A 19,874-nucleotide genomic window follows, 5' to 3' on the forward strand; every position below is an offset into this window, starting at 1 on the left:
ATAATGGACAGTTTGAGATCAAAGCTTACTTTTTGATACTCATTTTTTCGACATGGTTGTTTTTTTGGTGTTTCCATAGGATACTAAAAGTGTTTAATTTTTAGTCAACCTATTTTAGGACGAGAGGGCGCCAAATGGTGTTCATCACGATCTAGAAGTGGTTGTTATTCCGCTACTTCCTGCTCGTCCTGGTTTTGATGCTGATTATAAAATCAAATACAAAAACAAAGGCACTTCTTCTGAAACAGCTACTTTGGTTTTTAATTATGACGATGCCGTTTTAGATTATGTTGCTGCAACTTTAGTACTAACCACTCAAAATGTAGGTTCGCTTTCTTGGAATATTGGCACAATTGCACCTTTTCAGAGTGGTGAATTTGTGATAACGTTAAATGTAAATTCTCCAATGGAAACTCCAGCCGTAAATAGTGGTGATATTTTGAGTTATGCTGCAACAATAAATGGCTTAAATACCGATGAAACGCCAATTGATAATACTGCTGCAATAAACCAAACAGTTGTAAATTCTTATGATCCTAATGATAAAACGTGTTTAGAAGGCAACACCATCAACCCAAGCATGATTGGAAATTATGTGCATTACAAAATTCGTTTTGAAAACACGGGTACTTTTCCTGCTCAAAATGTTGTAGTAAAAGATATGATAGATATTTCAAAATTTGATATTTCAAGTTTACAAATGATCGATGCTTCTCATAGTTGTACAACAAGAATAAACGGCAACAAAGTAGAATTCATTTTTGAAAACATCAATCTTCCTTTTGATGATGCCAATAATGATGGTTATGTGGTTTTTAAAATTAAAACAAAATCAACTTTAGTGGTTGGAAACACTATTAGCAATCAAGCAAATATCTATTTTGATTACAATTTTCCAATTATAACCAACACAGCAACTTCAACTTTTCAATCATTGAATAATGATGCTTTTGTTTTTGAAAACGAGTTTGTTTTATACCCAAATCCTGCTAAAAATTTGTTGCATATCGAAGTAAAAAACGAAATTGAAATGTCGTCCATTTCAATTTATAATATGTTGGGACAAGTGGTTTTAACTACAACTAATCCTTCAAACACAATTGAGGTATCAAATTTAAAAACCGGTAACTACTTTATAAAAGTCACCACCGATAAAGGAACTGCTACTAGTAAATTCATAAAAGAATAAACCATTTTATAGTATAATAAGCCTTTCAGAAATGAGAGGCTTTTTTGTTTTATTTATAAAATAGGTTCTTATCGCTACTTGTGAGGTCAATAAAAATAAACAAGAAATTTAAACCATTAAGATAGTAAGTTAATTAAGGCTTAATGACCCAAGCTTTTGCGAATTGGCGGATCAAACTTAAAATCTTATTGGTTTAAAAAAAATGGCTTTAGTCTAAATAACGTTAGATCGATATAAAAATTAAGTCAAATTTAAATAAAATGAGCCCGATAAAAAATCGAGCTCATTATTATCATTATTACTTATAAATCTGTCAGCACTTTAGGTCGCAGTCTATAATTGCAGACTTTTCTTTTTATCTACTTATCCATTGTGATGGATTGGTGTAAGTTGTATTTTGAGAAATCATAAACTTCAGCACTGTTTTACCTTCGGCATTGGTTCGTACTTTTCCTAACACTTGTTTAGTCGATACTTTATCACCGGCGCTTACATTTACACTTCCAAGATTTTGATAGATAGTGAAGTAATCTCCGTGTTGCACACAAACTGCTTTGTTTAAAGGTGAAATTACAATTACTTTAGTTACTTCTCCACTAAAAACAGCTCTTGCATTAGAACCAGATTCTGTGGTTATTTCGAGACCACTGTTGTGAATGATTAATGATTTATAAACTGGATGTGGTTGATCACCATAACCTAAAGTAATAGTTCCTTTTTCTACTGGCCAAGGTAATCTTCCTTTGTTAGCTTTAAAATTATTCGAAACCAATTGTCCTTCTGGTGTTAAAACAATTTTGGTTGATGTTTCAATTTTCTTTGTTTCGGCAGCAGTTGTTGTTTTTGGGTTAGCTTTTGCTTTTGCTGCTGCTGCTTTTTTATTAGCTTCGGCAATCGCATCACGAATCAACTTTTGAATTTGAGCATCAATTTTTCTGTATTCTTGTTGCTTTTTCTTAATCTCAGCGGTAATTTGCTTTTTATTTTTCTTTAAGCTATTGGCGATTTTTTCTTGTTCCTGCTTTTCTTTTTCTAAATCTTGACGTTGCTTTTCTTGCTCAGCAAGAAGCTTTTCTTTCTCTGTTTTTTGTCCGCTTAGTTTTAGATTATAATCCGCAAGCTTATCTGTTTTATCCTTGATTTCAATACCTTGCATTTTTCTATAGCTAGAATATTGTTTCATGTATTGCAATCTTTTATAAGCTTGCAAGAAATTTTCTGAAGATAACATAAACATAGCACGACTCTGCTGCGAACGACTTTTGTAAGACTTCAAAATCATTTCAGCATAATCATCTTTAAGTACCACCAATTCTCTATTCAACTTATTTATTTGAAGTTGATTAATGTACATATCGTTACTCAACAACTTCGTTTGCTTAGCTGTTGTGTTGATTAGTTTCTCTTTCAATCCGATTTTCTCTTTTTGAATTTGAAGTAATTTTACCACCGATTTTTCTTTACCTCTAACTTCTTGAAGCATGCGTTCTTTTTCACGAATTTCTTCTTGAATTTTAGCTTTTTTCTGTTCAAGTTCTTCCTGACTTTGTTGGCTCCAAGCAAATGAAGTAAGTAAAACTAAAAATAATGTGACTAATTTTTTTTGCATAACCATTATATCTTATCAATGTAAATTCTTTCATATCCTTCAGGAACGCTATAAGGAAACGATAAATCTTCGTTGAATGTAACCGTTTTATATTCTATATCAATTTTTGTATTCCCTTTCTTTTGTCGAGCATCAATTGCCAAAGATAAAGGTAAAATCATTTCGTTGTGTTTTTTATAATCTGGATAAGCAATTTGCAACGTTCTATCTTGAAAAGGTTGATTGATTTCTTGTCTTTTTATTAAAAAATTTTCGCTTTCAAAGTAAAAAGATTTATTGGTTTTCTCCTCAGGCTTTGATTCTAATTTATACAGTTTTTCCATGATTGAAACAGCATATTTTTCTTTATGCAAATCATCCAATGCTTTTCCTAAGAACATATTTTCTAATTTGTTGTAATCTAAATCGGTGCCAAGCCATTGGCTCAATCCTTCATAATTGCCTTCAAAATATTTGTTCCCAATCTTTTCATAATACTGAACTGATGTTGGTGTAATTAAAGCTTTAGCCATAGTTATCCCCAAAACCCTAATACTTACTAATATCTTTTCGTTTTTCTTTATTCTTATTTCTGCTGTAACATTTTGAGTGTTTTTCTCATCTTCATATCTCGCACCAGCTTTAATATATAATGTAGAAAAATCTGTTTTATTGTTGTAATGATTTTCTATTATTTTATCTGCAGATAAGGTATTACTTGCACTACCTTCTGCCAAAACTGCTTTAGGTTTACAAGATGCTAGAAAAATAACAACTAAAAGGACAAGGTATTTTTTCATAGATAATCCAACTGAATGGCGTGTTTACTATTTTCTTTTTTGTTTTTCAATTAATTGGTTGGCTTTAGAAAAATACAAATCTTTCTTCTTCATATCTCCCAATCCATTAGACGCTTCACCCAATTGAAGGTTGAAATTTATCTCCAAAACTGTATCGTCAATTATAAAATCTATTCCAGATTCTAAAACGTCTTTAGCTTTTTTATAGTTTTTTAATTGATTGTTTGCCAATCCATTATAATAATACAACTGAGGTTGTGTTGGAAACAATTGCAATTGCTCTTCAGAAATTTTTGCTAATTTATCAAACTGCAAATTCTCTGTATAAGCTTGCATTAAAAGTAGAATGGTTTCCATATCATCTGTTGCATTTTTTAGATGCATTTCATAATATTTTATTGCTTTGGTCCAATCTTTTTTAGATTGATAAAATTTGGCAATTTCCTTTGCTACTTTTACTTCTTTATCGTTATCAAAATAACCAATTGCTTTGTCTAAATCTTTATCATATTGTGGGTTATTCTTTGAAAAAATTAAAAACTCATTCAAAATACGATGCTTAATTTTCTTATCTATTTTATCACTTGCTAAAACAGTATTAATTGATTTTACTGCTTTATCTCCGTCATTGTTATTGATATGAAACTTGAACAAACTTACTTGAGCCCAATCGGATGTTGGGATTTCTTTTTCTAATTGCTTGGCGATTTCTAATGCTTTTTCCTCTTGATTGCTTTGAGAATACATGTAAATTAGAGCAATATAATTAGCTTCATCTTTAGGATTCTTTTTTATTTTATCGATAAGATTGGCTTTTTCAGAACCTTGGTATTTAGCATCGCGTAAGATATCAGCTTTATATAATTCACGTTTTTCAGATTTTCCAACCGTTTCATTCAACTCGTTTATCAAATCTAATGCTTTGTCAAACTGCTGCGTATTCATATACAATGAAACCAAATCTTCTCTATAATCGGGTTTGAACTCAACTAATTTTTGAACAATTATTATTGCCTGATTAAAATCTCTTGTGTCGTAACAAACGTCATACATTCCAACCCAAGCCCAACGGTTTTTGGGGTCAATTTTGGTTACTTTTTCAAAATTATCGTAAGCATCTTTATACTTTTTTTGAGAAAGATAATTTTTACCTAATTCAAAAAACACAATTGGATTTTCTGGTTGAATATTTTTACACTTTTCTAATGCATCAATAGCTTTGTCATAGTTTTCGATGCCTTTTTGTTTAAGAGATTCGTAATAGTAATTTTCAAATTCATCAGAAACAGTAGCAACGTCTTCTGGTTCGGTTTGAGCCAAAAGAACGTTTGGAATGAAAAACATTCCGAAAAGAAAACTATATAAAACTATTTTTTTCATCAACTTTTTATTCTAAAACGGAATAATCTCCAATACTAATACTTGTAAAATTGCCATCAAAACTTACGTGATTTCCAATCATTGCATTGTCAAGATTTGCGTTTTTAATATGAGCGTGAGTTTGAACCAAACTGTTTTTAATGGTACTATCAATTACATGACATCCTTTTCCTAAAGATACATTTGGACCAACTGTAGCATTAATTAAAACCACATCTTCACCAATATAACATGGTGGAATGATGGTTGAATTCTCTTGTTTAACATCGTAATCAACTAAATGAATTCCGTCGTTATGAAGAAAATTTAACATTCTGTTGTTGGTGTCAACCGTTACGTCTTTATTTCCGCAATCCATCCATTCGTCTACTTTACCAGGAACAAATACCATGCCTTTTGCCATCATTTGTTTGATTCCATCATTAATTTGATATTCACCTCCATGAATGATGTTATTATCAAGTACTGATTGCAACTCATTTTTTAAAACGGCAACATCTTTAAAATAGTATATTCCAATCACTGCTAAATCAGAAACAAACTCTTTCGGTTTTTCAACTAATTCGATTATTTCTCCATTGGAATTCAAATTTACAACTCCAAAAGCTTCAGGTTGATCAACTTGTTTTACCCAAATTACACTATCAGCATTTTGATCTAAATCAAAGTCGGCGCGAATCAAAGTATCAGCATAAGCGATTACTGCTGGACCACTTAAAGAATCTTTGGCACACATTATAGCATGGCCTGTTCCAAGCGCTTCATTTTGATAATAAATTGTTCCTTTTGCGCCAAGTTTTTCGGCGATTGCAATTAATTCTTCTTCTACTTTTTTACCGAAACTTTCGTGAATTACAAAAGCTACTTCTTCTATTGGTTGATTTAAAACACCAGCAATATCTTCTACCAAACGGTGAACTATTGGTTTTCCTGCAATAGGAATTAATGGTTTTGGAATCGTTAATGTGTGCGGACGTAATCTTGAACCACGCCCTGCCATTGGTACTATTATTTTCATTTTTTATGTTTTTTACCACAAAGACACTAAGTTTTCACAAAGTGCACTAAGTTATATTATTATTTCTCGCAAAGGCGCTAAGGCGCAAAGCTTATATTATCAATTAACTGAAATCTATTTTACGCCTGTTGAACCAAAACCGCCTTCACCACGAGAAGTTTCCGATAATTCTTGAACTTCAATCCATTCGGCTCTTTCGTGTTTTGCAATGATTAGTTGTGCAATTCTTTCACCGTTTTCGATGATAAAATCTTCATTGGATAAATTTACTAAAATAACTCCGATTTCACCTCGATAATCGGCATCGACTGTTCCAGGAGAATTTAAAACAGTAACTCCTTTTTTGGCAGCTAATCCGCTTCTTGGTCTTACTTGTGCTTCGTAACCTATTGGTAATTCAATAAAAAGTCCTGTTTTTACAATAGTTCTTTCTAAAGATTTTAAGGTAATTGGTTCTGAAATATTAGCACGTAAATCCATTCCTGCAGAGGCAATGGTTTCGTAATTAGGCAGTTCGTGTTGTGATTTATTTATAATTTTAATCGTCATGAGTTATTATTTTCGTTTGATGATTTTTAAATGTGTTTCCTTTTCGTTTCTGTAAATGAAATATGTAAATATCAATATTAAAGAGATTCCTACCAAATAATTTTCTCTGAAAAAATAAAATGAAATACCTGAAAACAATATTGAAATTCCTAAATAGCTACTAATTTTTTTCATATCATAAGGAATTGGATAATACTTATTTCCAAGAATGAAAGAAATTGTCATCATACTTCCATAGGCAACAATAGTTCCTATTGCAGAACCCATGTAGCTATATTTTGGTATAAGAAGATAATTCAATACTAAAGTAAAAAAAGCTCCAACAATAGAAATGTAAGCTCCGATTTTGGTTTTGTCTGTTAATTTATACCAAACAGAAAGATTATTATAGATTCCTAAAAAGAAATTTGCCAAAATAATTAGAGGAACAACTTTCATAGCTTCCCAATAGGATTCGTCTTTAATCATTATTAGTTTTAATAAGTCAGCAAAAACAATTACAGTCAAAAGAATTAGTGATCCAAAAATTACAAAAAATTTAGTTATTGTTGCATAAGTTTGTTTTGCATTTTCGTTTTTAGAATGGCTAAAAAAGAAAGGTTCTATTCCTAACCTAAAAGCTGTTGCAAATAAAACCATAAATAAGCCTAACTTATAGCATGCTGCATAAGCTCCTACTTCTGATTTTCCGATGTTTTTTGGTAAAAGATATTCTAAAATTATTTTATCTAAATGTTCGTTTACTGCAAATGCAATTCCAGCAATTAGAATTGGAAATCCGTAAAGCATCATTCTTTTCCAAAGCTGAACATCTAACTTCCATTTCAATCGGAAATAATTTGGCGAAAGCACAATAAAAGTTGCTAAACTAGCTATAAGATTGGCTAAGAAAATATATCCTATTTGGAAGTTTTCAAAATACAAAGTTGCTAAAAAGCCATCAGATTTTTGAGTAGCAATATCTGGTAAATACATTAAGAAAAATAGGTTTAAAACCATATTGATTAACACATTTCCAATTTTAATTACTGCATAAACAATTGGTCTTTGTTCTGCTCTTAACTTGGAGAATGGAATGATAACTAAAGCATCTAAAACCAAAATCCAAATGGCATAAGTAACATATTCTATTTCAACATTTATCCAATTGGAGATTGTTTTTCTTAAGAAAAGCGATAAAAATAAAAAGCCAATAGAGGTCCAAAAAACGGAAATTGTTGAAGTTTGAACCACTCCTTTTTTATTTTCTTCTGAATTATAAAAACGGAAAAACGCAGTCTCCATTCCATAGGATAAAATCACATTGAAAAAAACCATGTAAGCAAGAAGAATAGTGGTTTCTCCATAATCTGCTTTTTCTAATTTACCGGTATGAACCATAACTAAAAGAAAGCTTATCATTCGTGGCAAAACAGTTGCCAAACCATAAATTAGTGTTTGCTTAAAAAGATTTTTATATAAACTCAAGGTGGTTTTATTTAATGTGAAACAAAAATAGTTATTAAATCGATGTAATAAAAAATTTGCCTATAAATGTGAGAATTGATGCATAATAATAACTGATAATTATATATTTGTATAAACATCTCTTTAAATGAAACAACTTTCTTTATTTTTTATAGTTTTTGTAACTACTCTTTCTTTCTCTCAAAATATTCCTATCACTAAAAAAGTTGCTAAAACTGTTGAAAAACATGATTTAAAGATACAAGATGACTATTCGTGGTTAGAAAATTTAAAATCTGATGAAGTGACCGGTTGGGTAAATGCTCAAAACGCCAATACTAATGCTGTTTTTGAAAAAATTAATGTGAGTAAAATTGCCTATAAGATTAAAGAATATGATTATTTATCAACTAATTCTTTGCCTATAAAAATTGGTAAATATTTTTATGGTAAATACAGAAAAGACAAAAATCAACCTTCAATACTTTGTTATAGAAAATCTTTAAATGAAAATCTAATAGAACTCGTTAATCCTTTCAAAATTTATAAGGATGAAAATGTGGTTATAGATGGCTATTATCCCTCAAAAAATTCAACTTTAATTGCTTATGAAATAAGTATTGATGGTAGTGATCGAAAAGAAATAAGGTTTTCAAGTATTGATAAAGGAGAAGTATTAAAAGATATTCTAAAGGATTCTAAATTTTCAAATGTTGCTTGGAATATTGATAAAGGAGTTTTTTATAAAAAAAATTCCAATAAAAATATAATGGCTAAAGATTCAACCTTTCAATTATATTACCATGTTATCGGAACCAATCAAGAAGATGACAAATTAATATTTGACGCTTCTAAAAAAGAATCAAACATTTCATTTTTTACTTCAAAAAATAAACTTTTTATAACTGAAACAAGTAAAGATGAGTTCTCTAAAAGTATGTATTATATAAATTTGGAAAATGATACTTTTGAAAAAGAAATTATTTTTGAGAATGATACAACAGGTTTTACATACTTAGGTTATCAAAACAATAAAATTTATATCTCAACTAAAGAATATGAATGGGGCGAGGTTCGTAGTTTTGAAATAAAAAACAAAACAGATATTAAAGAAGTAATTCCTCAGATTTATAACAATCTTCTTGTTGGATGTTACTTCTATGATAATTATATTATTTGCAAACACAAAACCCTTAATAGATATTATCTAAGAGTCTACGATATTGATGGTAATTTTATAAGGAAATTTGATGCTCCAGAAAACATGAATTTTTCTGTGCGTTTTTATAACTCTGAAACAAAGGATTTATTTGTAACTTTTTTTTCAGAAGTAATTTCAGCCCAAAATTTTAAATTAAATATAGATACAGGTGAAATCCGTAATTTTTATAATGATTTTATTAGGCCATTACCAACTATTTTTCCTTTAAATCACTTTATTACCAAAAAAATTACTTTTAAAAGTAGAGATAACAAGGATGTTCCTATTACTATAATTCATAAAAAAAATATTGTTTTAGATGGAACGAATCCAACTCTTTTAAAAGCATATGGTGGATTTGGAGCTGTATCTGGTCCAAATTATGATACAGGATTATTATACTTTCTTGAGCAAGGTGGCGTTTATGCCTTTGCTGAAATTCGTGGTGGTGGAGAAAAGGGTTTAAAATGGCATAAAGACGCAGTTGGTTTAAAAAAAATGAATTCTTTCAATGATTTTATTGATGCTTCTGAATTCTTAATTAATGAAAAATATACTTCACCCGACAAACTAGCAATTTCTGGAGGTTCTTATGGCGGATTGGTCGTTGGTGTTGCTATAACTCAAAGACCAGATTTATATAAAGTTGCTATTCCTGAAATGGGTGTGTTTGACATGTTGACCTATTCTGAATATTCAGTTGGAAAATTTCATTTAGACGAATTTGGGGATCCTGAGAAAAAACCAGATTTCAACTACTTGCTTGGATATTCACCTTATAATAAAGTAAAAGAAGACGTAAATTATCCTACAACCTTATTAATAACTGGAGAAAATGACGATAGAGTTCCACCATTTAATTCGTATAAATTTGCAGCTGCACTTCAAAATAGAACTGCTCAAAAGAATCCTATTTTTCTAAAAACTTTAGGAAATTCTGGACATTACGGTAAAAATTCAACTTATCAAAGTCGAATTAATGAAAGTGCTGAATTTTATGGATTTTTATTATACTACTTAACCAAATAAAAAAGAGCCAACAAATGTTGACTCTTCCTTAATTTTATTTTGAATTAAATAACCTTTCAAAGCTTCGCATTTTTGAAGATTTGAAAAAATTAAAAATTTTTCCTTATCCTTTCAAAGCTTCTGCTCCACCAACGATTTCTAAGATTTCGTTAGTAATTGCAGCTTGACGTGCTTTATTGTAAGTTAATTTCAATTGGTTTCTTAATTCTGTTGCGTTATCCGTTGCTTTATGCATTGCTGTCATACGAGCTCCATGTTCTGATGCAAAAGAATCACGAATTGCTTTGTACAATTGAGTTCTTAAAGATTTTGGAATTAATGTTAAAACAATTTCTTCTTTAGAAGGTTCAAAAATATAATCTCCTGTTGAAACTGGTTTATCAGATTTAACTGGTGCTAATGGCAAAAATTGTTCGGTTTGAACTATTTGAGTTGCAGCATTTTTAAACTGATTGTAAACAATTTCGATTTTATCATACTCACCAGAAGTAAACTTTTGAGTTAATTCTTCAGCAATTTGGGCAACATTTTCGAATGTTAAATTATCAAAAATAGAATTTTGACTTGCTAAAATAGTATTTGTTTTAGCTAGTACATCACCACCTTTTTTACCAATAGCAAAAACATCTACTTCTTTTCCTTGATAAGATTCGGCAATTGATTTTACTTGTTTGATAACATTGGTATTGAAAGCACCACACAAACCTCTATTAGAAGTTACGGCAACAATTAATACTTTTTTCACTTCACGTTGCGATGTAAAGCTTCCGCCTACTTCACCATCAAGTGTTGCACTTAAACTTTGTAATAATTCCGTTAACTTCTCTGCATATGGACGCATTGCTGTAATTGCATCTTGTGCTTTTTTCAACTTTGCAGCAGAAACCATTTTCATCGCCGATGTAATCTGCATCGTTGACTGAACGGAAGTAATTCTATTACGGATTTCTTTTAAGTTTGCCATTTTTTTCTAGTAATTAGTAATAAGTAAATAGTAATTAGCTTTTTACTAATCACTATTCACTTTTCACTTATAATTAATTATATTTCGCTGAAATTTCTTTAGCTGCTTTTTCTAAAACATCAGTAATGTTGTCATCCAACTTACCAGCTTTAAGAGCATTAAGCGTATCTCTGTGTTTGTTATTTAAGTATTCGATATAATCATTTTCGAATTCTTTAACTTTATTTACAGGAACATTTCTTAACAAGTTTTTAGAACCAGCGTAGATAATTGCTACTTGGTCTTCTACTGTATAAGGATCGTTTACTGCTTGTTTTAAGATTTCAACGTTTCTTCTACCTTTTTCAATTACGTTTAAAGTAACCGCATCCAAATCAGAACCAAATTTAGCGAAAGCTTCTAATTCACGGAATTGAGCTTGGTCTAATTTTAATGTTCCAGCAACTTTTTTCATTGATTTAATCTGTGCGTTACCTCCAACACGAGATACCGAAATACCTACGTTAATTGCAGGACGAACTCCAGAGTTAAACAAATCTCCATCAAGGAAAATCTGTCCGTCTGTAATCGAAATTACGTTAGTTGGGATATATGCAGATACGTCACCAGCTTGAGTTTCGATAATTGGTAAAGCAGTTAACGAACCACCACCTTTTACGATACCTTTCAAGTTGTCTGGTAAATCGTTCATGTTTTTTGCGATATCATCATCGGCAATTACTTTACAAGCTCTTTCTAATAAACGAGAGTGTAAGTAAAAAACGTCTCCAGGATAAGCCTCACGACCTGGTGGTCTTCTTAATAAAAGAGACACCTCACGATAAGCAACCGCTTGTTTTGATAAATCATCATAGATAATCAAAGCAGGACGACCTGAATCACGGAAATATTCACCAATTGCAGCACCTGCCATTGGAGCGTATACTTGCATTGGAGCTGGATCTGAAGCATTTGCAGCAACAATAACTGTGTAAGCCATTGCACCTTTTTCTTCTAATGTTTTTGCAATTAATGCAACAGTTGAAGCTTTTTGTCCAATTGCAACATAGATACAAAATACTGGTTGACCAGCATCATAAAATTCTTTTTGATTTAAGATAGTATCGATACAAACAGTTGTTTTACCTGTTTGACGGTCACCAATAACCAACTCACGTTGTCCTCTACCAACTGGAATCATCGCGTCGATTGACTTGATACCTGTTTGTAATGGTTCTGTTACTGGCTGACGAAAGATAACTCCTGGAGCTTTTCTTTCTAATGGCATTTCATAAAGTTCTCCACCGATTGGTCCTTTACCATCGATTGGGTTACCTAATGTGTCTACCACACGACCTACGATTTGCTCACCAACTTTTAAAGAAGCAATACGTTGTGTACGTTTTACTGTAGAACCTTCTCTAATTCCTGTAGATGGTCCTAAAAGTACAACTCCTACGTTGTCTTCTTCTAAGTTCAATACGATAGCTTCCAATCCGTTTTCGAATTGTACTAACTCACCATATTGAGCATTTGATAAACCGTAAACACGAGCGATACCATCACCCACTTGAAGTACAGTCCCTACTTCTTCTAACGATGCACCTGATTCAAAACCAGATAATTGTTTTTTTAATATTGCTGAAATTTCAGCAGGTTTAATTTCTGCCATAATATTTATGATTATCTACCTATGTTTATATTAACGCCTGATCTTCTTGGCTCTTCTTTTATAATTATTGTTTGTGTATTGTTATTTCCACGATTATTAATTTCATCGCGTTTTTTGGAATACTCAAATCCTATTTTTTTTGATAACATTTCAAGTTTTTGAATATTTAAAGTTCCATCAGCATTAATAGCTTCACCATTGTACAAATTTGAAATTGTGTTTTCTGTGTAAAGACTATTGAAAGGTGACCCTGATGGACGATTTTCAAAATATATTGTATTCAAATCAGCTGATAAAACTTCAAAATAAAAAACATCTCCATTTGTGTAATGCCCTGGTGTTGTTTGTCTAACTTCTGCTGGATCATAATAAGAATTTCCTCTTATATACAATATATCTTCTCCCTTAAGATTAGAAACTATGTAACATCTCTTTGAAACTTTATCTTCTCTAATCTTTATGTATTCAACCTTATCAACTAAGATTACACCATCTTTAAGCTTAATCTTTTGAGAAAACCCAAAAAAAGAGGTGCATAAAAATATTAAAATTAAAAATTTCTTCATCTTAGTTTGCAAATTCACGTTTCAATTCACTCAATTTACCTGCTACAGAAGCATTATACTGCTGGTCGCCAACTCTTAAAATAAATCCACCAATAATTGAAGGATCTACAATATTTTCAATTGTAATTTTATTTTTTGAAAATTCTGCAATTTTAGCCAATACTTTAGTTTCTAATTCAGCAGTAATTGGGAACGCTGTTGTTACTTTAGCAACTTCAACTCCATTACTTACATCATACAACTTAGTGTATTGAACGGCTATTGATTCAAGAATTTCGTATCTTTTGTTTTCAAACAACAAGTTGAATAAACTTTGCGTTTCAGCTTGAACATTTGAAAATATTTCAGATATAGCTGATTTTTTTACATCCATTTTGATAATTGGACTTGATAAAAAATCTTTCAATTCTGTACTTTCTGCAACAGCTGTAACGATAGATTTCATATCATTATTTACTGCTTCAGCTTTTCCTGAAGTTTGCGCAATATCTAAAATTGCTTTTGCATATCTAATCGCTGCTCTAGACATAATGATTAGTTTAATTTAGCGTCACCTAACATTTTCTCAACTAATTTAGTTTGTGAATCTTTGTTAGATAATTCGTCTCTTAATACTTTTTCTGCAATTTCTAATGACAACGAAGAAACTTGATTTTTCAATTCTGCCATAGCTGCATTTTTCTCGCTAGTGATTGCTGCTTTAGCTTGCTCAATCATTTTCTCTCCAGTAGCTTGTGCTTCTGATTTAGCATCGTTAATCATTTTTTCTTTGATTTCACGTGCTTCTTTGATCATTGCATCACGTTCAGCTCTTGCGTCAGCCAACAATTTCTCGTTATCCGATTTAAGATTTTGCATTTCTTTTTTTGCATTTTCAGCAGAAAGTAACGCGTTTTTGATTCCTTCTTCTCTTTCGTTAACCGCATCAAGAATTGGTTTCCAAGCGAACTTTTTTAACAATAGAATTAAACCTACAAACAAAACTGTTTGCATAATAAACAATCCTAAAGAAAATTGACCTAATAATTGTTCCATTATATATCTTCTTAATTTATTAATCTAAATTTTGTTAATTAAACAATTGTTGTAACCAACCGTTACAACAATTGTTATTTTAATTATTTTACTGCAAATAAAGCAGCAAAACCAATACCTTCAATAAGCGCTGCTGCAATAAGCATAGCTGTTTGAATTTTTCCAGAAGCTTCTGGTTGACGAGCGATAGCTTCCATAGCTGATCCACCAATTTTACCGATACCTAAACCAGCACCAATAACGATTAAACCTGCTCCTACGATGTTTGGAATTGTCATAATGTATATATATTTAATTAAACATTCAAGTTATTAATGAGCTTCTTCATGATGATGCTCTTCATTAGCTGCACCAAAATATAATGCAGTTAACATAGTAAATATGTATGCTTGTAATAATGCTACAAGTATTTCTAAAATTGATAAAACAAATCCTAATAAGAAAGATAATGGACTACCTATAGGACTATTAAATGTATACATTAATGCAATAATACTCATAATTACTACGTGACCTGCTAACATATTAGCATACAAACGAATCATTAAAGAAAATGGCTTAATAAAAGTTCCTAATAATTCAATTGGCGCTAAAACAATTTTCATTAAAGACGGTACGCCTGGCATCCAAAAAATATGACCCCAATAATTTTTATTTGCAGAAAAAGTTGTAATCAAATAAGTAATAATAGCTAATGATGCAGTAATTGCAATATTTCCTGTAACATTTACTCCAAGCGGTGTTAATCCAAACATGTTTAAAAACCATATAAAGAAAAACACTGTCAATAAATGACTCATATATTTTCTATAATGTTTTTCACCAATATTTGGAATAGCTATTTCGTCTCTAATATAAAGAACTAAAGGCTCAAAAAATCTTCCTACACCAGTTGCAATACCACCATTTCTTCCATAAGATTTACCCAAATTTCTAAAAATTACAAACATCAATAAAGCAACGATTAAAATCATTACAATACTTTTAGTAATTGAAAAATCGATAGGTTTTGTATTGGTTGTATGATGTTTTTCATCAACATTAAAAGTTCCTTTTGCATCAGTATTGTAAATCATACCATCATGATGATTTATAGCAAAATATTTTCCATTTGATTCGGCAACTTCTTCACCGTGATGGAACTTAGATGACATAAAGAAATGCAACCCATCTTCCCATAAAATAACTGGCAACGGAAAACCAATATGTTTTTCATGACCTGACTCTTTCCCATAAGAAAATAAGTGAAAATCATGAGAATCTAATAAGTGATGTTGAATGAATTCCGCTCTTTCTTCTTCAGGCGTCTTTGATTCTTCTTCATGAGAAACACCTTCAGCATTTGTAACAGCGTGAGCTTCAACTTTTGTAGAGTCATTCGTTGGGTTTGCAAAAGTAATTAGTGGCATAAAAGCTACTAACAATGCTACGATAAAATGGAGTGGTTTTTTTGAAATCACCATAACTTTATTTTTCTTAAATTTTAAGGTTTCTAAAATTTGGTGCAAAAGTACAATTTTTATTAATATACCAAGTGGATAAGAAAAAAAAATAATCGATTTTACAGATATTTTTCAGATTTACTGATTATTATTTAATAATCTTACGGTTATTAGCGTCTCTATTGCTAAAAAAAGAATAAATGACAGAAAAAAACTATTCTTTTCGTAAGATAAAAATTCGTGAGGGTTTTTATTGATTTGATGTAGAAAAAAATAAGCAACTCCCATTTTAACCATAGTCAATATCAAATAAAAATAACCAACAATATCTAGATTCTTTTTTCGAACAAAAATTAATATTGTTATTATTAAAATAGAGGAGATTGTGTAGAAAAGATAAATTTGATGTACTGAAAAATAAAAATCAGAAAGTGCTTCTTGACCTATTAAATAAATAAGAATATAATAATGAGCAAAAAAAAATAGAATTGAAAAAACTAAAACAGATAATAGCGGTTTGAATATTGAGAGTTTCATTGTGTTATTTATCTTCAGAATCGTTAATCTGTTTTAACTGCCTATTCAAATTATAGAATGCCAATGCTACGCCAATTAAAACAAAGACTTTTACATAGATTTCGTTTGGATTTGGGTATTTTTCATCCAACCATCTTCCTAGGTGGGCAAATAAAAAAATAACAATACCCATTTGAATTGGAATATTAATGAGTGCCAGCCATCTATTACGCTGTTTTTTCTTCGACTGGTTGTCCATTTTGTGGAAGATTTTTTACATGAGGTTTCATAACACATGTGGCACTAAATTCTGCTCCTGGTTCAACGGCTAGTTTTCCACAAACTACTTCTCCATGAATTATTGCTTTAGATTTCAAGTTCAAAATTTCTGAAACTTGAATTTTTCCATCAAATTTACCTTCGATATCACAATTTTTACAAATGATATCTCCTTTAACACTTCCAGCTGGTCCGATGACTAGTTTCCCTTTTGACTCGAAATTACCAATTAAATGTCCGTCTAAACGAAAATCTGCAGGAGAAGAAATATCACCTTTAATTGTGGTTCCTTCAACTATTCTATTAGTTTTTCCTAAAAGGTCTGTATATGATTTTGGTTTTTTATCAAACATAACTTTATGGTTTTTTAGGTAATTCAGGTGTTGGAGGCATCATTCCTTTTGGTGGAGTATCATCGGTTTCTACTGGATTAACTCCTTTTGGTGCTTGATTTGATCTGCTTTTTTCTGGAGGAGCTTGTTGATTGAGTTTATTTAAGACATTTTCTTTTGTAAGCTCTGGTTGCTTTTTGGCTTCTTCTTTTGGTTGATCTAATTCAAGAGTTCTCTGAATAGGAATTATATCTTTATTCAACCAATCACCTGCTGTATATTCGTCGATGTTCTTTTTAACTTGAACTACTTTGTAATTCTCGCTAGAAATCACAATAGCTGGTTCTGCGATTTTATATTCTTTAAATTCTTTTAAAACCTGAGCAATTCCCTTTGCGTTATCTAAAGATTTGATTCCGTGAATTACAATGAAATTTTTGTCAATGGTATAAATATCTGTTGATATTGTTAATTTCTCTATTGTTCTTTCTTTAGCAAATTTATTTAACTTTTCTAACAACGCTTTAGTATTCTTGTCTTCTAAGCTATCCGCTTTATACAAGATATTCCAAGACAATGGAAACTCCGAATTAAAAGAAAGAGATTCTAAGTAAGGCATTTTTTTAGCTAAAAACACTTCTGTTGATTTTCCTTCTTCACTATTAGGATAAGTTAACGCTACATAATTAAGTGCTTTTTTAAATTCACTCAATCCTTTAAGTTTTCCTAAAAGATTGGCTTTTAGCAATTCAAATTTCGATACCATTTCCTCGCCAGTAAACTGCTCTACTGCAAGTTCTGTTTTTGGAAGTACTTCTCTATACAAACCTTTTTCATAGTCTTTATAAAGTAAATCATAAGCTACTTCAGGTGTAGAACCTAATTGGCCTGAATTTGATGAATTATTTATGATTTGTGCATAACGAGAATCTGGATATTGAGCCGTAATTTTAGCTTTCATCGCTTGTGCTTTACTTGGATCTATAATTTCATAAATCTTGTATAAATTATACATTGAAGGAAGCACCAATCGCTCTTCTGGATTGTTTAGAAGTAGTTTTTCAAGTTTTTCAGCAGCTCTTTTATACTCTTTAAATTTCTCTTTGTAGATTACTCCCAATTGATAGTATGCAAAATTTCTTTCCTTAGCAATACTATCCAAATCTTTATCTGAAGAAGGGATTTGTTTCAAATAGAAATCAGTCGTGTAACGTTCGTCAACTTCTTCTTTCTTGTCGCCATTGTCAGCAACATCATTGTTTTCATCGGGATTTTTATCTTCTTTGATAATATCTTTTGACCATCTCCAATTTTCTACATGAGGTCTATTTCCCCATTTTTTCTTAAACTCTACTTTTCCCAAAGCGATAGTTGATGGATTGTAAAAGTAAAATGTGCTTGAATTACTTGAAATTGATTGTGTTGGCGCAATTGCTTTAGGAGGCGCTTGCTTAGAAGCCATATTATCTGGCTGAGCTAGTTCTTTTGCTCCATTTTTACCTAAAACATCTCCATCAGAGGAATTTAAAGCAGCTAACTCTTTAATTTTCGCTTCTTTCTCAGCCAATTCTTGTTTTCTTTTTTCTTCTTTTTTAAGTTCATCAATAAACTGTTTGTAATAATTCTCTTTTTCAGAAGAAGACATTGAAGCCACTTTCAAAATACTATCGTTACGTTGTGCAATTCCTTCAAATTTTATTACATCTTCTAGATTCTCTCTCTTTTTTGTAATCAATTTAAATTCACGTGTTCTTGAATTTAAAACAGTTAACGTGCTATCAAAATATTTTCCAGCTATTACATATTTAGCTTTGTTGAAATAAATTTCTGCTAAATTTCTATAATTAGAAGCTATCAAATATTCATCTTGAGATCTAGATTTTAATGATTTATTATAATATTTTTTAGCAACTTCAGGCTTTTTTGATTTGTCATAAAATAAGGCCATTTGATGATTAAGAACATCTAAATGAGGACGGTTTTCTCTATCTTTCAATAAATCTTTATATTTTTTTATAAAGGATAAAGTATCTCCTTTTTCAAAATCAAATTGTTGTGCTTGACGAGCATGTGCTTGAATTACATATTGTCTTGCTGATTTTCTCTTCATATCAATTACATCTTGATATTTTGCAAATGCACTATCTTTATGACCCATTTGTTCATATACTTGTCCTAAAATGAAGTGATATCTTGCTTTTTCTTCGTTAGATTTTGTAAATTCTGTAGCCAATTTTAATTTTGCAACAGCACTATCTTGTTCTTTTAAGTTCAGAAAAGCCTGAGCTAAGGTTGCATTTGCATCGGCAAAAATTTGATCTTTAAATTTAATTTCTTTTAGAAGTTTTCTAAGATTTGTAACCGCTAATGCGTCATTATCCATGCGCATATTAGTTTTTTCTCTCCAAATTTTCACTTCATATATCTTGTCGCTATTTGGATATTTGTATAAAACATAATTGAATGCTTCTAATGCAGGAACAAATCTTTGGTCGTAATAACGAGCTTTCCCTAACATTAAATGCGCTTCATCCATTTGCGGATTTTTTTCACCGCCATCAATATTCATAGAGTGTTTTTGAATGGCTTTTGTTGCTTTGGTTTCGGCTCTTTCAAAATTGGCGTTTTTGGCTTGACCAGGAAGCATTTGATCTTGGGTGATTTGCATTCGCTCAACAGGAAGTACTTCCCAAAAGTTATCTTTATATTGTGATTTTAAGTCGGCAATACCTTTATCTAAAGCAATGCCACCATTATAAAGGATATTATATTCTGTACTTAAAGCATGTGAATTTCTAGCAAGAAAAGTGTTCTTCTTTGTTGAACAAGCCACAAAAAAAACAATAGTTCCTAATAAAAAAATGTATTTGATAGTATTTGATTTCAATG

18 protein-coding genes are annotated in these 19,874 nt (G+C 30.8%); 2 read left to right on the forward strand and 16 right to left on the reverse strand.

The window, feature by feature from the left end; all coding sequences use genetic code 11:
- Positions 1 to 157 precede the first annotated feature (157 nt).
- Positions 158 to 1,189: a T9SS type A sorting domain-containing protein gene (locus ACIQ06_RS05480; protein ID WP_396144261.1), complete on the forward strand. Its 1,032-nt coding sequence runs from the start codon at positions 158 to 160 to the stop codon at positions 1,187 to 1,189.
- Positions 1,190 to 1,544: 355 nt separating this feature from the next.
- Here the strand turns inward: ACIQ06_RS05480 and ACIQ06_RS05485 are convergent, their stop codons facing one another.
- From ACIQ06_RS05485 to ACIQ06_RS05510, 6 genes are all read right to left on the reverse strand, one after another.
- Positions 1,545 to 2,798, reverse strand: a complete 1,254-nt coding sequence (locus ACIQ06_RS05485) for a murein hydrolase activator EnvC (protein ID WP_298306923.1) — start codon at positions 2,796 to 2,798, stop codon at positions 1,545 to 1,547.
- Between the two features lie 5 nt (positions 2,799 to 2,803).
- Positions 2,804 to 3,577 carry a DUF4292 domain-containing protein gene (locus ACIQ06_RS05490; RefSeq protein WP_396144262.1) on the reverse strand — a complete coding sequence of 258 codons (774 nt, stop codon included), beginning with the start codon at positions 3,575 to 3,577 and terminating at the stop codon, positions 2,804 to 2,806.
- A gap of 27 nt (positions 3,578 to 3,604) precedes the next feature.
- Entirely contained in the window at positions 3,605 to 4,957 is a 1,353-nt protein-coding gene (locus tag ACIQ06_RS05495) for a tetratricopeptide repeat protein (RefSeq protein ID WP_396144263.1), read from the reverse strand.
- A gap of 7 nt (positions 4,958 to 4,964) precedes the next feature.
- Entirely contained in the window at positions 4,965 to 5,975 is a 1,011-nt protein-coding gene (locus ACIQ06_RS05500) for a sugar phosphate nucleotidyltransferase (protein ID WP_396144264.1), read from the reverse strand.
- 114 nt (positions 5,976 to 6,089) lie between these two features.
- On the reverse strand, positions 6,090 to 6,524 hold the full coding sequence (gene dut / locus ACIQ06_RS05505) for a dUTP diphosphatase (protein WP_396144265.1): 435 nt from the start codon (positions 6,522 to 6,524) through the stop codon (positions 6,090 to 6,092).
- A 6-nt stretch (positions 6,525 to 6,530) separates the two neighbouring features.
- A complete protein-coding gene (locus ACIQ06_RS05510; RefSeq protein WP_396144266.1) occupies positions 6,531 to 7,991 on the reverse strand; it encodes a lipopolysaccharide biosynthesis protein in 1,461 nt (486 codons plus the stop codon).
- A gap of 127 nt (positions 7,992 to 8,118) precedes the next feature.
- On the opposite strand from ACIQ06_RS05510, the gene ACIQ06_RS05515 reads away from it, so the two are divergent.
- Positions 8,119 to 10,200 carry a prolyl oligopeptidase family serine peptidase gene (locus ACIQ06_RS05515; protein WP_396144267.1) on the forward strand — a complete coding sequence of 694 codons (2,082 nt, stop codon included), beginning with the start codon at positions 8,119 to 8,121 and terminating at the stop codon, positions 10,198 to 10,200.
- 103 nt (positions 10,201 to 10,303) lie between these two features.
- Here the strand turns inward: ACIQ06_RS05515 and atpG are convergent, their stop codons facing one another.
- The 10 genes from atpG to ACIQ06_RS05565 all read right to left on the reverse strand — a co-directional run bounded on the left by atpG (position 10,304) and on the right by ACIQ06_RS05565 (position 19,872).
- On the reverse strand, positions 10,304 to 11,164 hold the full coding sequence (gene atpG / locus ACIQ06_RS05520; RefSeq protein WP_396144268.1) for an ATP synthase F1 subunit gamma: 861 nt from the start codon (positions 11,162 to 11,164) through the stop codon (positions 10,304 to 10,306).
- 73 nt (positions 11,165 to 11,237) lie between these two features.
- Complete coding sequence (gene atpA, locus ACIQ06_RS05525) at positions 11,238 to 12,815, reverse strand: F0F1 ATP synthase subunit alpha (protein ID WP_344815852.1); 1,578 nt, start codon at positions 12,813 to 12,815, stop codon at positions 11,238 to 11,240.
- Between the two features lie 11 nt (positions 12,816 to 12,826).
- Complete coding sequence (locus ACIQ06_RS05530) at positions 12,827 to 13,381, reverse strand: hypothetical protein (protein WP_396144269.1); 555 nt, start codon at positions 13,379 to 13,381, stop codon at positions 12,827 to 12,829.
- 1 nt (position 13,382) lies between these two features.
- On the reverse strand, positions 13,383 to 13,916 hold the full coding sequence (atpH, locus tag ACIQ06_RS05535; RefSeq protein WP_396144488.1) for an ATP synthase F1 subunit delta: 534 nt from the start codon (positions 13,914 to 13,916) through the stop codon (positions 13,383 to 13,385).
- A complete protein-coding gene (locus ACIQ06_RS05540) occupies positions 13,916 to 14,416 on the reverse strand; it encodes a F0F1 ATP synthase subunit B (RefSeq protein ID WP_396144270.1) in 501 nt (166 codons plus the stop codon). Before ACIQ06_RS05540 ends, atpH begins: the two co-directional genes overlap by 1 nt.
- An 83-nt stretch (positions 14,417 to 14,499) precedes the next feature.
- The gene (atpE, locus tag ACIQ06_RS05545; protein ID WP_396144271.1) at positions 14,500 to 14,694 is read right to left on the reverse strand and encodes an ATP synthase F0 subunit C; all 195 of its coding nucleotides are present in this window, start codon (positions 14,692 to 14,694) and stop codon (positions 14,500 to 14,502) included.
- A gap of 33 nt (positions 14,695 to 14,727) precedes the next feature.
- The gene (gene atpB, locus ACIQ06_RS05550) at positions 14,728 to 15,879 is read right to left on the reverse strand and encodes a F0F1 ATP synthase subunit A (RefSeq protein ID WP_396144272.1); all 1,152 of its coding nucleotides are present in this window, start codon (positions 15,877 to 15,879) and stop codon (positions 14,728 to 14,730) included.
- A gap of 520 nt (positions 15,880 to 16,399) precedes the next feature.
- The gene (locus tag ACIQ06_RS05555; RefSeq protein ID WP_396144274.1) at positions 16,400 to 16,633 is read right to left on the reverse strand and encodes an AtpZ/AtpI family protein; all 234 of its coding nucleotides are present in this window, start codon (positions 16,631 to 16,633) and stop codon (positions 16,400 to 16,402) included.
- Complete coding sequence (locus ACIQ06_RS05560; protein WP_298306890.1) at positions 16,602 to 17,006, reverse strand: polymer-forming cytoskeletal protein; 405 nt, start codon at positions 17,004 to 17,006, stop codon at positions 16,602 to 16,604. The genes ACIQ06_RS05555 and ACIQ06_RS05560 overlap by 32 nt, the downstream gene beginning before the upstream one ends.
- A gap of 4 nt (positions 17,007 to 17,010) precedes the next feature.
- Positions 17,011 to 19,872, reverse strand: coding sequence for a tetratricopeptide repeat protein (locus ACIQ06_RS05565; RefSeq protein WP_396144277.1), 2,862 nt, complete (start codon positions 19,870 to 19,872; stop codon positions 17,011 to 17,013).
- Positions 19,873 to 19,874 lie beyond the last annotated feature (2 nt).

The sequence above is a fragment of the Flavobacterium sp. genome (genome assembly GCF_044341265.1).
Lineage (GTDB): Bacteria > Bacteroidota > Bacteroidia > Flavobacteriales > Flavobacteriaceae > Flavobacterium.

Excerpts from the sequence above, each read along its gene's own strand:
- ACIQ06_RS05485 (WP_298306923.1), bottom strand. The coding sequence starts at position 2,798 with ATGCAAAAAAAATTAGTCACATTATTTTTAGTTTTACTTACTTCATTT.
- ACIQ06_RS05490 (WP_396144262.1), bottom strand. The coding sequence starts at position 3,577 with ATGAAAAAATACCTTGTCCTTTTAGTTGTTATTTTTCTAGCATCTTGT.
- ACIQ06_RS05495 (WP_396144263.1), bottom strand. The coding sequence starts at position 4,957 with ATGAAAAAAATAGTTTTATATAGTTTTCTTTTCGGAATGTTTTTCATT.
- ACIQ06_RS05500 (WP_396144264.1), bottom strand. The coding sequence starts at position 5,975 with ATGAAAATAATAGTACCAATGGCAGGGCGTGGTTCAAGATTACGTCCG.
- dut (WP_396144265.1), bottom strand. The coding sequence starts at position 6,524 with ATGACGATTAAAATTATAAATAAATCACAACACGAACTGCCTAATTAC.
- ACIQ06_RS05515 (WP_396144267.1), top strand. The coding sequence starts at position 8,119 with ATGAAACAACTTTCTTTATTTTTTATAGTTTTTGTAACTACTCTTTCT.
- atpG (WP_396144268.1), bottom strand. The coding sequence starts at position 11,164 with ATGGCAAACTTAAAAGAAATCCGTAATAGAATTACTTCCGTTCAGTCA.
- atpA (WP_344815852.1), bottom strand. The coding sequence starts at position 12,815 with ATGGCAGAAATTAAACCTGCTGAAATTTCAGCAATATTAAAAAAACAA.
- ACIQ06_RS05530 (WP_396144269.1), bottom strand. The coding sequence starts at position 13,381 with ATGAAGAAATTTTTAATTTTAATATTTTTATGCACCTCTTTTTTTGGG.
- ACIQ06_RS05540 (WP_396144270.1), bottom strand. The coding sequence starts at position 14,416 with ATGGAACAATTATTAGGTCAATTTTCTTTAGGATTGTTTATTATGCAA.
- atpE (WP_396144271.1), bottom strand. The coding sequence starts at position 14,694 with ATGACAATTCCAAACATCGTAGGAGCAGGTTTAATCGTTATTGGTGCT.
- atpB (WP_396144272.1), bottom strand. The coding sequence starts at position 15,879 with ATGGTGATTTCAAAAAAACCACTCCATTTTATCGTAGCATTGTTAGTA.
- ACIQ06_RS05555 (WP_396144274.1), bottom strand. The coding sequence starts at position 16,633 with ATGGACAACCAGTCGAAGAAAAAACAGCGTAATAGATGGCTGGCACTC.
- ACIQ06_RS05560 (WP_298306890.1), bottom strand. The coding sequence starts at position 17,006 with ATGTTTGATAAAAAACCAAAATCATATACAGACCTTTTAGGAAAAACT.